This window comes from Proteus sp. FZP2095, assembly GCF_023701425.1.
GTDB lineage: Bacteria > Pseudomonadota > Gammaproteobacteria > Enterobacterales > Enterobacteriaceae > Proteus > Proteus cibarius.
Window position 1 is genome coordinate 1,082,702 of the sequence record NZ_JAMQBJ010000001.1, and the last position, 16,557, is coordinate 1,099,258.

A 16,557-nucleotide genomic window follows, 5' to 3' on the forward strand; every position below is an offset into this window, starting at 1 on the left:
GAATTTCTGATGACAACTCTTAACAGCACAAAAAAACCACAGAAAGACAAGCTAAATTCTGTTGTTTTTTTCGCTTCAGCAACGCTAATTTTAGCGTTTTCTTTTTTCACAATTTTAATGACAGAAACGGCAAATACATGGATCGTGTCAACGCTAGGATGGGTATCAAAAACCTTTGGTTGGTACTATTTATTAGCAGCAACGCTATACATCGTTTTTGTTATTTTTGTTGCTACTTCTCGTTTTGGAAATATCAAATTAGGGCCTGAACAATCAAAACCCGAGTTTAGTGTTTTAAGTTGGTCTGCAATGTTATTTGCAGCAGGTATTGGGATTGATTTGATGTTTTTCTCTGTGGCGGAGCCCATTACGCAATATATGTTACCGCCAACAGGCGAAGGTGAAACAATAGAAGCAGCCCGTCAGTCGATGGTGTGGACTTTATTCCACTATGGCCTGACGGGCTGGTCTATGTATGCACTTATTGGTATAGCACTCGGTTATTTTAGCTATCGTTATAATTTGCCCTTGACCATACGCTCTGCACTTTATCCTATCTTTGGAAACCGCATTTATGGCCCAATTGGCCATACCGTTGATATTGCAGCGGTATTGGGAACTATTTTTGGTATTGCGACAACATTAGGTATTGGTGTTGTACAACTTAATTATGGGCTAAAAGTTCTTTTTGATTTGCCCCAAGGGCTAGGCGTTCAAGGCGGGTTAATTCTATTATCTGTAATTATGGCCGTTATTTCGGCAACATCTGGCGTTAATAAAGGGATCAGGATTTTATCTGAACTCAATGTATTACTTGCAATAGGACTTATTTTATTTATCTTATTTGCAGGTGATACTGAGTTTTTATTAAATGCGCTAGTATTAAATGTCGGTGATTATACTAATCGTTTTTTAGGCATGACATTAAATAGCTTTGCATTTGATAAACCAACCGATTGGATGAATAGCTGGACACTCTTTTTCTGGGCTTGGTGGGTTGCATGGTCACCTTTTGTTGGTCTATTTTTGGCACGGATCTCAAGAGGACGAACAATTCGACAATTCGTCATAGGTACCTTAATTATTCCCTTTGTTTTTACACTACTATGGTTGTCAATTTTTGGTAATAGTGCTTTATATGAAGTGATCCATGGTAATAAAGAACTCGCAAAAACAGTATTGGAAGCTCCCGAAAAAGGATTTTATTCATTATTAGAACTCTATCCTGGTTTTGGTTTAACGGCGTCTGTTGCCACAATTACTGGATTATTATTTTATGTCACTTCTGCCGACTCTGGTTCATTAGTATTAGGTAATTTCACCTCTCAATTAAGCCATGTTAATAATGACGCCCCCAATTGGCTTCGCATTTTCTGGTCTATTGCTATTGGTTTATTAACGTTAGGTATGTTAATGGCAGATGGTATTTCGGCCTTACAAAACACAACCATAATAATGGGATTACCCTTTAGCTTTGTTATTTTCTTTATTATGGCCGGACTTTATAAATCATTAAAAGTCGAAGATTTTAGACGTGTTAGTTCGCTAAATACCAATGCGCCAGCACCACTTTATGGCAATACTACGATGAATTGGAAACAGCGTTTAGGGCGAGTAATGAATTTCCCAGGAACGACCTATACACAACGGATGTTAGATTTAACTTGTATGCCAGCAATGCAAGATGTGGCTAAAGAGCTGTTATTACGAGGAGCCAAAGTCGAATTCAATTATTACCCAATTGAAGATAATGAACGCTTACATCATTTAGAGCTTGTGGTCGATCTTGACCAAGAACAAAATTTTGTTTATCAGATTTGGCCACAAAAATATTCAGTACCTGCATTTACTTATCGTGCTCGTCGAGGTAAATCAGATTATTACCGTTTAGAGACTTATTTATGGGAAGGCTCCCAAGGAAATGACTTAATGGATTACACCAAAGAGCAGGTCATTACAGATATTTTAGATCAATATGAAAAGCATCTAAATTTTATTCATCTTAGTCGTGAAGCACCAGGGGCAACATTAACGTTCCCTGAATCAAATTAAATCCTCACTTAAAATAAAGAAAGGAGATCATTATTTGATCTCCTTTTTATTTGTTTAATTTTCTACTTCACTGAAATAAACAACAACCCAATACCCAAAAGGATTAATAATACACCAATAATTTTATCTGCCACTTTTTGATTTGAAAGTATTTTTGTGCGTAATAAAGGCGTAGAAAAAAATAACGCAACACAACTAAACCAAACCCAATGAGCAACAGAGATAAACATACCATAAGAAAGATTTATCCAAAGTGGATTACTTAAGTTGGCAACTTGCGTATAAAGTGCAATAACAAACAACATCGTTTTAGGATTTAAAGCATTAGTAAAAAAACCAACACGTAATGCTTGAAACATATTAGGTGCTAAATTGACCGCATTCTCAATGGTCAGTTGAGTTTTATTCGTTAACGATTTAACCCCAAGATAAATTAAATATCCAACACCTAATAATTTCATAATAAAAAAGAGCGTTGGTGATCCCATAATAATAAAAGAGATACCAAATACGGTATAAAAAACATGTACTTGTACTCCAATCGCAATACCAATTGCTGTCATTAACCCTACTCTTACACCATAGGAATAACTATTTTTTGTCACCATAGCAAAATCTGGCCCCGGGCTAATAACTGCCAATATTGTAATTATCGCCACAGCAATTAGTTCACTCATTGTTCTTCTCACTCTCACTTTTGAATCAATAATAAGTAATAAAAAGTGACATAAAATATGTTCTTCTTTTAATAAAAACCTATTTAACTCACCACCAATTACCCTATTTTGCTGTCTTGACTAAAAATAAAAAGCGATTTATCTTGCAGTATATCTGTGACTTTTCATCGTCTATTTTTACAACTCAACTTTATCGCTTATCTTTATGAAAACCCCCTCTTTAACATCATTGCGTTTTTTTAATAGTGCCGCTCAAACAGGTAGTTTTGTTAATGCAGCGGAACAACTTCATGTCACTCACAGCGCAGTAAGTCGCCAAATACGATTATTAGAAGATGAATTAGGTATTCCTTTATTTGAACGGCGCAATCGCGCAGTTTATTTAAATGAAGCGGGTCGATATTTATATAAAACAACTTCTTCAATTTTTGAACAGCTAGAAGAAACTGTCTCGCATCTGCGCTCCCCTTTAAATAATCCGGTGTTAGCGGTTTCTTGTGAACCCACTATTGCGATGAAATGGCTTATTCCTCGCTTATCTCACTTTTATGCATTACACCCTGAAATCACGTTGCATTTAGTTGCCGCGGGTGGTGCGATTGATTTCAATAAAGAAGGTGTCGATTTAGCATTTCGGCGGAATGATTTCTTATGGCATAAGAATATTTATGCAACAAAAATATGTGATGAGCGAATTGGTGCTGTCGTAAAGCCTAATAATATCCATTATTCAGATAAGCAATTAACAACGCTCTCTCGCCCTCAAGCTTGGCAAGATTGGTATCAATATTCAGGTATGCAACAATCTACTTATACTCATACCAGCCAATATGAGCATTTTTATCTTGCTATTCAGGCTACTCTTGCTGGATTAGGTACGACCATCGCCTCTTTTCTTATGGTGCAAGATGAATTAAAAGATCAACAGCTTATCGCTACACATGGCTTTGTTAAAGATAACTCAAGCTACTACTTGCTCTCTCCAAGTGAAATCATGCCTGACTCAAAGCAAGATAAGTTTAAAAACTGGATCATTGCTGAAGCGGAAAAATGCGCAATAGAGACTGAAAGATCACAGGGATAATTCTATTCTTATCTCAAAAACACTCAGCTACCCGTTTGCTCCCATGAAAACAAAGTGAATAAATAATTATTTTTTTATCATATTTATTTACTTCTATCATTTTTTTAGTAATCTATGAGAACTAATAAAACATAGAATAATTTACTTGGGAAACATAACATGAATCGTCGTTCATTCTTAACATCATCAAGCCTTGTTATTGGCGGATTATCATTAAGTTCTTTTGTGAGTTCAGCTTATGCCAATGAAGTACTAAAAAATAAATTAGTATTTAATGCAGAAAATCCGTTACTGCTTAATTTCAATGAAAACTCATTAGGCATGTCGCCTAACGCTCAAAAAGCCATTATTGATGCTTTACCCAATGCATTTAGATATCCAGATGAGGCGCGTAGCAAATTAATTAGCGAATTAGGGAAAGAATTTAAACTTTCAGATAAACATATCACCTTGGGAAACGGTTCATCTGAAACAATTCAAGCAGCAGTTCAATTTGTGGCAAATAAAGCACAAAAAGAAGGTAAATCAGTTCAACTTATTGTTCCTGATCCAACATTTAATTATGCCGAACTTTATGCAGAACCTTTAGGTGTAAAAATCGTTAAAGTGCCTGTTGATAATACTCTAGCTTTCGATTTAGCAACTATGCAGAAAAAAGCGCGAGAGTTTGATGGTATTAGCATGGTGTATTTGTGCAATCCGAATAACCCAACCGCAATGTTAACTCCTAGTGCAGATTTATCGAATTGGGTAAAATCAGCAAAAGAGAATGTCTTTTTTATTATTGATGAAGCTTATGCTGAGTTTGTTTCAACACCTGAATTTATCAGTGCTATTACATTAGTAGCGGAAGGTTATAAAAACCTGATTGTGACCCGTACTTTCTCTAAAATTTATGCTTTAGCAGGGCTGCGTGTAGGTTATGGCGTTGCCGTCCCAGAAGTAATCTCACAAATTGATGCCTTTGTTTCTATTGATAATACTAATACTGCAGGTGCAGTTGCCGCATTAGCCTCACTAAAAGATAAAGCTTATGTGGAATATAGCCGTAAATCGATTGATGTTTCACGTCAGATGGTTGTGGATACCTTAAAAGAGCTCAATATTGAATATGCACCATCTCATGCAAACTTTATATTCCATAAAGTTAAAGGCGATGTAAAAACCTATCAAAATAAAATGAAAGACGCGAATATTATGGTGGGCCGCGAATTTCCGCCTGCTTTTGGTTGGAGCCGTTTAACGTTAGGGACCCCAGAAGAGATGCGTTATTTTGTAGCTACATTAAAAACCTTTAGGGCTAAAGGTTGGATTTAACTTTATTCCGATTAATTTATAATGGGTTATGCATAAAGGGAACTAAAATGTTCCCTTTATCATTTAAAGATATTCTAAAGAAAACAAAACTTCGCCATTTGCACTACCACTCACAACAGCCGAACCCGTCGCTGCATATTGTGCATAAAAATCAAGAGCAATATTATTGATTGTTCCTACGGGATAAATAATGCTACTTTTCCCCGGTAATACCCTATCTTTATTTTTATCTAAAATTGCAATTCCAATATTTTTTGCAGAATCATTTTCTGACAATTTAAATAGTGTATTATCTTGACTATCAGTATCCCCTTTAAAGGTCACTTTCACTCCAGTTGTAAATACACCACAATCCGTTAAATTAAGCGTAAATTTTATCGGTTCTGTTGTTTTGTTTTGCTTAAGATCTTTCGTTCCCCATACTCCCAAATCTACAAATTTATTCATGGATTCAGGACTTACTCTGCATGTGTTTGCAACAATATTTGCTTTTATAACAATATTGGTATTTGCCAATTCAGCTTTTGCGCTTTGAACGAGAAATATTAAACACCCGACCACTAAAAAGAGTATCCATAATAAAGAGCGTATTATTTTGTTACTATAAAATAATTCATTCATGATATGAGCCTATATAAATTAAGGGAAATCGACTCTTAGAAAACCACTCGATGTCACAGCCCCTTCTGTCGGTGTTTTACCATCAATACTGACAGGATACACATTAATGGTAACATTAGAGTCAGAATTCCCATTTAGTTTAAAAGGAATAAAACTGGATAGATCATTAGGGGTTAATTCCGCACCATTCGCGTTCGCAATAATAAATCCAACACTTTTATTATTAGACACTATTGCATTACCCTGCACAGAATCGGCTTGTAAGCGCATCGTTAAATCGGCACTGGCATCTATATTGTCACATTGAATACTTAAGTTACGAGAAATTGTATTTACACCTTCGGCTTTTTTCCCCGCTTCTTTAAAACTTGATGCAGGAATATTATCAAAATCAATATTTAACACTTGACCTGAATTAATAACACAAGATTGTGGTACAGATATCGAAAGATTTAAAAATAACTGAGTGATCACAGCTTGTTTTGTGGCGCAATTTTGTGGTTGGCAAAACCCAAATTCACCAACAAAAATATTTTTTACATAAGTACCAGAAATAATCGCTTTATCAATTTTTATTCGGGTCTGATATTTTCGTGTGGATACAATCCCTTCTTCACCTTCTTTATAAGAACGCGGGCCACAAGTAGAACTTAAAGTAGGCACATTATAAGGAACATAAATTGTTCTACAATTATTTGTCATCCTTAAAGCCACTGAAATGTAATCATCTATTCTTGAGTATACCCAATCATTATTACTCGTATTTGCAGTAGGAATATTGCCATTAGAATATGTTGCCCAAGTTTGTCCTTGACCTGCATTCCAGCGTAATGTAGTTCGATTAGTTAAACTAATATCAGATGCATCTTTAGTGATCCCTACCTTATTTTCATTTTTTGTTAACTGTCCACTTAGTGTTGAAATTTCATTAGCATTACAACCACTGATACAGCTAACAGCAATAGCACTATTTGAAGCAATGGCTATTATTGTAAATAATAATATTCTCATCATAATAAAACCCATTCAGTTGCTATTTATCTGATTGACACGTAGAAGAAATAAAATAAATCCCTTTTTCTTTAGATGATTTATCGTTAATTTCATAATTAAATGCACATTGTTGATCTTCCAGTCTTCCCCATTTGGCTTTTAATTTCCCTATCGGTGCTAATCCAGAAATAAAAACATTACCGTTATCACCAACGATCCCACTCACAGAACGTTCTTCATCGACAACCATTGCACCAAATGGAATAATCGCACCATTTTGTTTCTTTAAATTGACTATCGCTCGATAACCGATATTTGTTTTAAAATCAGCCTGTACTAATGCTCCTTTAGTAGGAATAACATTCATAATTGCATTTTCTAATTCAACATTCTCGCCTAATGAATTAATATCTAAAGAAACACGATTATTCTTATAAATAGAGGCATAAGGTAAAACAGCATATCCTTTACTGTTAGTTAATATACCATTAGCATTCTCTACTCTAATATTATTAGCATCATTTGCTTTAATAAGAATATTTGTATCACCTAAAGGTTGACTTAACGTTATTCCACCAGAATGTGCAACCACTCCACCATTTAAATTATAATTTAATTCATGCCAATCATTATTATAATTATATCCACTTCCTATATTCGCATATTTCCCTTTATAATTAGCATAAACCATACCTGAATATCCGCCGCCATTATGTGCATATCCTTGTTGGATATTATAATTTAAATTGTTATCTTCAAGTAATGTCCCTGTTACCCCCGCCTGCTGTACCCACATATTGTCATTACTTCTATTCATAGAATAAACGGCATACATACTATTTTGGCTAGAATTTAAATCATTAACTCTATTTTGATTAAAAAGATCATTGATAGGTATAGAAATGTTAAAGGCAATATTTTTATTATCTCCGCTCATACCAGGCGATTTAGATTTAGAAAAATTCAAGCTGTAATTAATTTGTTTTATATTTCCATTATAACCAATTTGCCATAGTTGTTCCGTTTCCGATGTGCGCCAATAATTTTGATAAGAGCCTAATAGATATAAAGAACTGTTATCTGTCACTTGCTGATTAATATTAACTTGAAAACGTCCTTTTTTAGAATAATTTAAATTATAATAGTTAGATAAACTTTCATTATCTCGTGTTATTCCATCAGGAGTGATAATTTCACGCCCTTCCATCCTTTTGTAACTCACTTCATTTAACGTATAATATCCTTGTGTAGAATATCGATATCCCATAATTTGGAAATTAGTCCCAGTACTATTAATTGACTTTGCATAGAGTAGACGGAATGACTGTCCTTTTTTATGTTCATCATTGGGTAAAATACTATTTGCTTGAATGACGTCAGCTGATATCGCGCCTAGATTTCCCAAATTGCCACCAAGACCAATAGCATAAGCTTGATAGTTATTCGAAAACTGACTTCCACCATAGAGTGTTAAATTATGTGGCAAACCATAAATTAAACTTAATTGCCCAAAATTTGGTTTATCTTGAAAATCAGCCCCACTTCTAAATTCCCCACCAATAAATTCATATTTAAGACGTCCTTCACGTTGCAAAATAGGCACATTAGAATAAGGCACAACAAATTGAGTTATTTCTCCATTATTCTCTTTAATTACGACATCTAAATTACCACTGCTTGATGTTGCATAGAGATCTTTTATTTCGAATGCACCGGGAGGAACTGAAATTTGATAGATAACAAAACCATTTTGTTTAACAGTAACGATCGCATTGCTATTTGCAATCCCTTTAATTGTAGGAGCGAAACCTCTCATACTATCTGGTAGCATGTTATCATCAGATTCTAGCTTAGCACCTCTAAAACCAAGGCTGTCAAAAATGGTACCACTAGAAAATGAATCACCTACTGTCAGCTCTGCTTTTAATGGGATTATAGGTTTTTGTACATATGTTCTTATATTACGCCACTTATTCTGATCACTTTCACCGCTAGCGTACGTCCATGTGCTTTCATTACGTAAACGCCATGACCCCACATTAATACCCGGGTTTATATTTAAAAAATAGTTATTATTATTAATATTATCTTTATAGTTTTTACTATTTCTTCCTGTAAAATTGTAATTTAATAGGAATGCATTAATACCGTTATCCCATTTTTCTGGAGGAATATAGCCACGAATATTATTTTTAAACATTACTTGTGGAATACTTAAAAATAATTTTTGACTTTCAAAATCAAATCTAATACTTGATTTTTCAATTTCATCTAAAATATTAATACAACTTTCACTATTAATACTCTTGCTATTTTCATTTAGACTCACGCCTAGATTGTTTAATGTTTGACTATTCAAACAAGGTAATAATCCTGTGCCATCAGATGATTTATTATCTTCATAAAAGGAAATGTTTTTAGTTTCAATATATTCATTATTGACATAAATCTCTACTGAATACATTCCTTCAGGCTGACCTTCACCTTTATCAAAGCGTGATAAATCTGCAACTTCACTATCAACACTCGATATCAAATTAGGATTAAAAAAACTATCTGCATGGCTAATGCCCGAATAAAAAGTACCTAAAATGAGATGGAGATTAAAAATTATAGTTTTAGATTTTAGCATAATAAAACCTTATCATTAATTAATCTTACAGTATTATTTACCAACCTTTTTTATTATTGTCGGCGTGCTAGCACCATAATCATTAATAGTTTGATAAGATATTTGATTATAGCTAGGATTATTAATTTTTATTTCTATAGACCCTTTGGGTGGGACCATAGTACTATTTAACCTTTCATCTCCCAGTTTTATATTAATTAAAGTCGCATAATATGGCGTTGGATTATTTATTACTATCCTACCCTGCGAATATATAAATTCCAGGCTATTAGGAACATCTTCCGTTTTAAATTCCAACCCTTGTGGTCTAATAAATATTTTTATTCTAGACAAAACGGCTAATTGCAATATATTTTTATCTTTAATATCTTCTCTTTCTATTTCAGGTATTGCTTTTGTGTTCAACCAAAATAAGCTTTCTCTATCAGTAGGTAAAACTTTTCCTGCATATATTATTCTTAATTTATTTTCACTTTCAGGTTTACTCACAAAAAGGGGCGGCGTTACAATAAATTCATCTGTTTTTTTATCGTTGCTATCATCAATCCATGATTGAACTAAAAACCGTAGTTTTTTATCTGTATTATTAATAGTAATTGATGTTTGTTTAGCATCCATTGGATATATTATACGAGTTGCAGCCAATGCCACTCCCCCAGCATAAGAAAATGAAGAAAAACAGAAGAGAAAAAATAAAAAAATATAATTTCTATACATTAAATACATATGAACCTCGAGTAATAGGTTTAATTAATGATAATTAAAAACAAACCAAACAACACTATCAGCCTTACCGCCAATAACCGTTTTTCTTGTTGCTAAATAGCTTGCTTTGAATTCTAGCTTTAATTCATTCTCTTCAATAAACTTATATTTATTAATATTGTTTGGAATTATTATTTCATCTTCAGAGTTAAATAATGCGACACCAACACCTAAAGCTGAGTTTTGTTTTTCTGTAATATTAAATAAACGTTTATCTTTATTATCCACATCACCTAAAATGTATACACTCACTTTATCAGCCATATTTTTATTGCAGTTCATTAGCTTAATAAAAAAAGGAATTTTTATTGAATGGCTTCCTACACCATTAAATTGATTACTGCTAATAACACCTAAATCTACAACCTGATTCTCACTTTCTGGAGATACTGTACATGCTGGTTCAACAATCCCGCCCCTAAAATAAACAATACCATCATTTAAAAATACTTTATTCCGTTCTATTGAATATGTTGTAAATGAAATAGAAAAAAACAGCGCAATAGAATATATTAAACTATATTTCATATTTGCCTCGATATAGAAGTATGGCCTTTATCAGACCATACTTCTCAATAAACTAGTTAGACTTATTCATATTGCATTCTGAAAGTCACATTGGCATCAGCCTGGCCTGGTGTTACTGTATCTAATGTTGATTTATAGCGAGCAACAAAATTCAAAGTGTTAGCACCGTCAATTAGCTGCTTAGCAGTAGAGAATACAGAACCATCTGGTGATAAAACCTTACCAGTATGATCGGCGATCTCAATACCCACACCAGTAGCTGCGCCTGCGCCACCCGTTGTGATATTACTGACGGCTAATACTGTTTTGTCATTTGAATCGCTAACGCCTGAAAACGATGCAGAGGCATTTTTTGCAACAGTCGTATCACACTCTTCTAAATCAATCGAAAAATCCGTATTTCCAACAGTTTTACCGACACTATCAAATTGAGCGGTTCGATATTGACCAATATTGATTGTTTGATTCATTGATTTTGCGCTAACAGCACATGCTGCATTCACTATTTGACCCGTAAAATTAATTTTACCACCATTAACAACAGTAGCCGCCGAAGCAATACTACTCAGTGATAAAACTGATACAGCGAATACGGTTTTAACTAGCATTTTTCTTTTAAGCATTGACTTTTCCTTTTTATATTTCAGGTAAATACAAACAACATCTTCACTTCAAAATAGACTTAAAATAATAAGGCTAATATTAAAAATATAATATTAAGAATGGACAATAATATCTAAATCTAAATTTTAGATATAAATATTTAAAATAAACATCACGAAAAAATGGTTCAATAGATATGTCGATATTACATAAATAGAATTCAATTTAAATTCATATTAAAAAGTGTAATATTGGTATATCCACATAAATAAATTAATAGATTAAAGTTTATTAAATAACATTTTTAAAAAAAGGAATGTTATTATCAGAATCATATTTTATCTTATATTTTAATGTTATTACTCTATTTCTAACTCGTTCAAAAAAATCACCAATTGAAATATCAAATATATTTAATATGTAAAATAACAAATCAACAGGTATTTTATTTATACCTCGTTCATAACGAGATATCTGTTGTTGAGAAATATTTAATATTTTTCCTAGTTCAGCCCCCGTCATTAAATTACGTTGTCGTAAAAGAGAGAGTTCATATCCTATCGAATGACAAAATATCTTTCTTTCTGAAATATATTTAAAATTCAATGAGAAATCATTTATTTCCAAAATCGCTTTCCTCAAATGTATTTGTATTTAATTTACGTTATGAGATTAACAAAATCAAACATTCAAATTTTTCTAACCAATTAAAATATGCATAATAAAACACTAAATAAGTGTAAGTAAATATACGCAACCACCTTATATCAGGAAGTTAATGACGCGCTTTAGTTATACTATCTTTTTTGTACAGGGATAAACTCTAAAAAATAATTATTATTTAAGAAAATAAAAGATATTATTCTGTTAAAATGGAAAGGGTTAATACTTATCATTTAATATTGAGAGGTGTTTTTTAGGATTTTAATATTCCGTTGAATACAACAGCAAAGAAAAAGATAAAGAGAAAGATAAAAAAACACTTTTTTACCCTCGCGAATTAAATTAAAAAAAGATAAACCATTAATTAATCTTATAAATAAAAGAAAGAAGGCCATCCAATATGGGATTTATTGATAAAAATCAATCTTTATGTTTATTAATTTTTTATTACAATTAAAAAAACTTAAATTTTATTTAAGTTACATCTAACACATTAAAAACTGTATTCTTTTCAATATGTAGAGGTTCATAAAAAGAGCAAATATCGTTGATATTAAAAAAAAACACTCTAATAGGTTGATAATTAAGATATTAATAATAAACAATGTGTTTAAATTTTCTTGAATAAAAATACGATCAATATTAAAGCAAGACAATTTAATAAAATATCTTTTACCTATTAGACAACATAGAATTGACGACAATCTTTTAGGTAAAAAAAAGTCTGAATAATTTCAGACTTTTTTATTCATTAATAAATTTTCATTAAAATTTAAAGCGGATCCACTTTTAAGCAAGAGACCGCATGGCGGAAGCTCCCTTCTAGTAAAGGACGTGTTTTTGCACATTCTTCATCAGCCATCGGACAACGTGTACGGAATATACAGCCTGATGGTGGATTAATCGGTGAAGGTAATTCCCCCTCTAATAAATCGATATGCTTATTACGCTCTTTATCGGGATCAGGAATAGGCACTGCTGACATCAACGCTTTAGTATAAGGATGTAATGGATGATGATAAACTTCATCATAGGTTCCTAACTCCACTGCATGTCCTAAATACATCACCAACACACGATCTGAAATATGTTTTACCACTGCCAGATCGTGCGCAATGAAGATTAACGATAATCCCATCTCTTTTTGAATATCTTTCAGCAAGTTAACCACTTGAGCCTGAATTGATACGTCTAATGCTGAAACAGGTTCATCACAAATCACTAATTTGGGTTCTAAAATTAACGCACGCGCAATACCGATACGCTGGCATTGCCCACCTGAGAATTCGTGTGGGTAACGGTTGATTAAGTTTGGCAATAATCCGACTCGCATCATCATTGCTTTCACTTTTTCAACAACTTCAACCTGTTTCATTTTAGGATGATAAGTTTTAAGCGGTTCGGCAATGATATCGCCAATCGTCATTCTTGGGTTTAGAGAAGCCAGCGGATCTTGGAAAATCATCTGAATATCTTGGCGAATATCGCGCCATTGTTTATTTCCCATTCCCAGTAAATCATTACCTAACCAAGTGACTGTACCGCCAGAGGCTTTGACTAATCCAATAATGGCTCGAGCAAATGTCGATTTACCACAACCAGATTCACCAACAACGCCGAGTGTTTCACCTTCATATAAACGCAGTGTGACACCATCAACGGCTTTGAGGCTTTTTTTAGGTTGCCAAAACCACTGTTTATTATCTTGAACATCGAAATAAACTTTTAAGTCATTCACTTCAAGAATAACTTTTCTATCTTGTAATGTGGCTTGAGTCATACCAATTCCTCCACTGCTTTAAAACAGGCACGTAATCGCCCTTGTGCAAATTGCTCTAATTGAGGTTCACTCGTTAAGCATTGCTTTGTTGCATACTGGCAACGAGGTTGGAATGGGCAGCCTTTTGGTAAACGCAATAAGTTAGGAGGATTACCGGGAATGGTAGCGAGTCGCTCATTTTCACCGTCTAAACGCGGAACCGCCTGTAATAAGCCGATAGAGTACGGATGTGAAGGTTGATAGAAGATATCACGCGCTTTACCGTACTCCATAGTACGCCCTGCATACATCACCAATACTTTATCGCAAATCCCTGCAACCACGCCCAAGTCATGGGTGATCATAATAATCGCGGTGTTTAAATCATTCTTAAGCTCATTGAGTAAGGTCATGATTTGTGCTTGAACCGTCACATCCAGTGCCGTTGTGGGTTCATCTGCAATTAAAAGTTTTGGCTTACAAAGTAATGCCATCGCGATCATGACACGTTGACGCATACCACCTGAAAACTCATGAGGATACATGCTCATACGTTTATGAGCTTCAGGCATTTTTACGGCATCTAACATACGCACAGATTCTGCATAAGCATCATTTTTACTCATGCCTTTATGTAGCATTAAGACTTCAATAAGCTGTGCGCCGACTTTCATATAGGGATTTAATGAAGTCATTGGATCTTGGAATATCATGGATATTTCTTCAGCGCGCATTTTATTTAATTCGCTCTGACGAAGATTTAAGATCTCACGGCCATTAAAATTAGCACTACCCGCTGTGCGACCATTTTTCGCTAATAATCCCATCAATGCGAAAGCTGTTTGCGATTTACCTGAACCCGATTCACCGACGATCCCTAAGGTTTCACCTGCAGCTAATTCAAAATTGAGTTTATTAACGGCAGTAACATCTCCATCCGGTGTACCAAAAGTCACACAGAGATCTTTAACACTTAATAACGACTTACTTGTTGAATTTGTCATTTTGTTCTCCTTAACGATCTTTCGGGTCTAATGCGTCACGTAAGCCGTCACCGATAAAGTTAAAGCAAAACAGTGTGACAACTAAGAACGAAGCCGGGAAAAGTAACAGCCAAGGAGAAACTTCCATTGAGTTTGCACCATCACTTAATAGTGCGCCCCAACTACTTAGTGGCTCTTGTGTTCCTAAACCTAAGAAGCTTAAGAAGGATTCAAATAAAATCATACTAGGCACTAATAGAGAGGCATAAACCACCACCACACCTAATACGTTAGGTACAATATGCCTTAACACAATATTGCGTGATGACACACCACAGACTAATGCGGCTTCAATAAACTCTTTACGTTTTAGACTTAAGGTTTGTCCTCTTACAATACGTGCCATATCCAGCCAAGATACCATCCCAATCGCAACGAAAATCAGTAAGATATTTTGACCAAAAAATGTCACCAATAAGATAACAAAGAACATAAATGGGAATGAGTTTAAGATTTCCAGTAAACGCATCATCACGGAGTCAACGCGTCCACCAATATAACCTGCCATTGCGCCATACAGCGTACCCACAATAACAGCAACAAAGGCGGCGGCGATACCGACCATTAATGAAATACGCCCACCAATCGCAACACGGACTAATAAGTCACGCCCAGATGAGTCTGTACCAAAATAGTGAGAAGAGGCAAAATCAGGTGCCATTGACATCATTTCCCAATCAGTATCGTCGTAAACAAAGGGCGATAACATTGGGGCAAAAATAACAAATAATAAAATAAAGAAAAGTAATACAAGGCTCGTGATAGCCGCTTTATTGTGCATAAAACGACGACGAGCGTCTTGCCATAAACTACGACCTTCAATATCTAGCTGCTCCGAGAAATTCCCCAGAGCTTCGCTGTTTTCCTTCAGTGATAACATAACGCGCTCCAGTGTCTATTAATAGCGAATTTTCGGATCAATAACGGCATATAAAATATCGACAATCGCATTAAAGAAAATCGTTAATGCACCTACGATAATGGTTAAGCTTAATACCAATGAGTAATCACGGTTTAAAGCACCATTAACGAATAATTGTCCAATACCCGGCAATCCAAAGATGGTTTCAATAACCATTGAGCCCGTAATAATACCGACGAATGCAGGCCCCATATAAGAGATAACAGGTAGCAACGCAGGTTTTAAAGCATGACGTAGTACAATTCTTTTCATCGGCAAGCCTTTCGCTTTTGCCGTTCTGATAAAGTTCGAATGTAACACTTCAATCATTGAACTACGGGTAATACGCGAGATACTGGCGATATAAGAAAGCGACAGTGCAATCATCGGTAGCAACATATATTGCACCGCACCGCCATTCCAGCCACCAGCCGGTAGCCACCTCAACGAAATAGCGAAAATAAGAACCAGTAGTGGTGCGACAACAAAACTCGGTATTACAACCCCCGTCATGGCAAAAGTCATGACGGTATAATCCCATTTGGTGTTTTGATTCAGTGCGGCTATCACGCCTGCCCCCACACCTAAAATGACAGCAAAAATAAATGCCGACAGCCCTAATTTAGCTGAAACAGGGAATGCTTTACCGACTAAGGTGTTTACACTGTAGTCTTTATATTTAAAAGAAGGCCCTAAATCCCCTTTCGACAATTGAATTAAATAATCGAAGTATTGTTTATAAATGGGATCGTTTAAGTGATATTTCGCTTCAATGTTTGCCATAACCTCCGGTGGAAGTTTCCTTTCCCCTGTAAAAGGGCTACCGGGTGCTAAGCGCATCATAAAAAACGAAATCGTTATTAGAATAAATAGAGTCGGTATCGCTTCTAAAAAGCGACGAAAAATAAATTTGAGCATT

At 34.5% G+C, this 16,557-nt stretch carries 15 protein-coding genes; 3 read left to right on the top strand and 12 right to left on the bottom strand.

The window, feature by feature from the left end:
• Window positions 1-9: 9 nt before the first annotated feature.
• On the top strand, window positions 10-2,052 hold the full coding sequence (locus tag NBG71_RS05155) for a choline transporter (RefSeq protein ID WP_099660319.1): 2,043 nt from the start codon (window positions 10-12) through the stop codon (window positions 2,050-2,052).
• Window positions 2,053-2,114: 62 nt separating this feature from the next.
• On the opposite strand, the gene NBG71_RS05160 is transcribed toward NBG71_RS05155, so the two are convergent.
• Entirely contained in the window at window positions 2,115-2,729 is a 615-nt protein-coding gene (locus NBG71_RS05160; RefSeq protein WP_075673775.1) for a LysE family translocator, read from the bottom strand.
• 205 nt (window positions 2,730-2,934) lie between these two features.
• Between NBG71_RS05160 and NBG71_RS05165 the strand changes: the two genes are divergently transcribed.
• Both NBG71_RS05165 and NBG71_RS05170 read left to right on the top strand, forming a co-directional pair.
• Window positions 2,935-3,813, top strand: a complete 879-nt coding sequence (locus NBG71_RS05165) for a LysR family transcriptional regulator (RefSeq protein WP_099660317.1) — start codon at window positions 2,935-2,937, stop codon at window positions 3,811-3,813.
• 159 nt (window positions 3,814-3,972) lie between these two features.
• A complete protein-coding gene (locus NBG71_RS05170; RefSeq protein WP_250916597.1) occupies window positions 3,973-5,130 on the top strand; it encodes a pyridoxal phosphate-dependent aminotransferase in 1,158 nt (385 codons plus the stop codon).
• 63 nt (window positions 5,131-5,193) lie between these two features.
• Here NBG71_RS05170 and NBG71_RS05175 read toward each other — a convergent pair whose 3' ends face one another.
• The 11 genes from NBG71_RS05175 to oppB all read right to left on the bottom strand — a co-directional run bounded on the left by NBG71_RS05175 (window position 5,194) and on the right by oppB (window position 16,556).
• Window positions 5,194-5,751, bottom strand: a complete 558-nt coding sequence (locus NBG71_RS05175; RefSeq protein ID WP_098942581.1) for a fimbrial protein — start codon at window positions 5,749-5,751, stop codon at window positions 5,194-5,196.
• An 18-nt stretch (window positions 5,752-5,769) separates the two neighbouring features.
• Window positions 5,770-6,765: a fimbrial protein gene (locus NBG71_RS05180; RefSeq protein WP_098944070.1), complete on the bottom strand. Its 996-nt coding sequence runs from the start codon at window positions 6,763-6,765 to the stop codon at window positions 5,770-5,772.
• Between the two features lie 19 nt (window positions 6,766-6,784).
• Window positions 6,785-9,376, bottom strand: a complete 2,592-nt coding sequence (locus tag NBG71_RS05185; protein WP_250916598.1) for a fimbrial biogenesis usher protein — start codon at window positions 9,374-9,376, stop codon at window positions 6,785-6,787.
• Between the two features lie 33 nt (window positions 9,377-9,409).
• Window positions 9,410-10,102: a fimbria/pilus periplasmic chaperone gene (locus NBG71_RS05190; RefSeq protein WP_156733505.1), complete on the bottom strand. Its 693-nt coding sequence runs from the start codon at window positions 10,100-10,102 to the stop codon at window positions 9,410-9,412.
• Between the two features lie 24 nt (window positions 10,103-10,126).
• Window positions 10,127-10,669, bottom strand: a complete 543-nt coding sequence (locus NBG71_RS05195; RefSeq protein WP_156733507.1) for a fimbrial protein — start codon at window positions 10,667-10,669, stop codon at window positions 10,127-10,129.
• A gap of 62 nt (window positions 10,670-10,731) precedes the next feature.
• Window positions 10,732-11,292 (bottom strand): type 1 fimbrial major subunit FimA, encoded by a 561-nt coding sequence (gene fimA, locus NBG71_RS05200; protein WP_069368993.1) that lies wholly within the window; start codon window positions 11,290-11,292, stop codon window positions 10,732-10,734.
• A 271-nt stretch (window positions 11,293-11,563) separates the two neighbouring features.
• Entirely contained in the window at window positions 11,564-11,899 is a 336-nt protein-coding gene (locus NBG71_RS05205; protein WP_098942576.1) for a helix-turn-helix domain-containing protein, read from the bottom strand.
• An 808-nt stretch (window positions 11,900-12,707) separates the two neighbouring features.
• Window positions 12,708-13,715 carry a murein tripeptide/oligopeptide ABC transporter ATP binding protein OppF gene (gene oppF / locus NBG71_RS05210; RefSeq protein ID WP_075673768.1) on the bottom strand — a complete coding sequence of 336 codons (1,008 nt, stop codon included), beginning with the start codon at window positions 13,713-13,715 and terminating at the stop codon, window positions 12,708-12,710.
• Window positions 13,712-14,698: an ABC transporter ATP-binding protein gene (locus NBG71_RS05215; RefSeq protein ID WP_250916599.1), complete on the bottom strand. Its 987-nt coding sequence runs from the start codon at window positions 14,696-14,698 to the stop codon at window positions 13,712-13,714. The genes oppF and NBG71_RS05215 overlap by 4 nt, the downstream gene beginning before the upstream one ends.
• 10 nt (window positions 14,699-14,708) lie before the next feature.
• On the bottom strand, window positions 14,709-15,617 hold the full coding sequence (oppC, locus tag NBG71_RS05220) for an oligopeptide ABC transporter permease OppC (RefSeq protein WP_023581989.1): 909 nt from the start codon (window positions 15,615-15,617) through the stop codon (window positions 14,709-14,711).
• Window positions 15,618-15,635: 18 nt separating this feature from the next.
• Entirely contained in the window at window positions 15,636-16,556 is a 921-nt protein-coding gene (gene oppB, locus NBG71_RS05225; RefSeq protein ID WP_069368989.1) for an oligopeptide ABC transporter permease OppB, read from the bottom strand.
• Between the last annotated feature and the right edge of the window lies 1 nt (window position 16,557).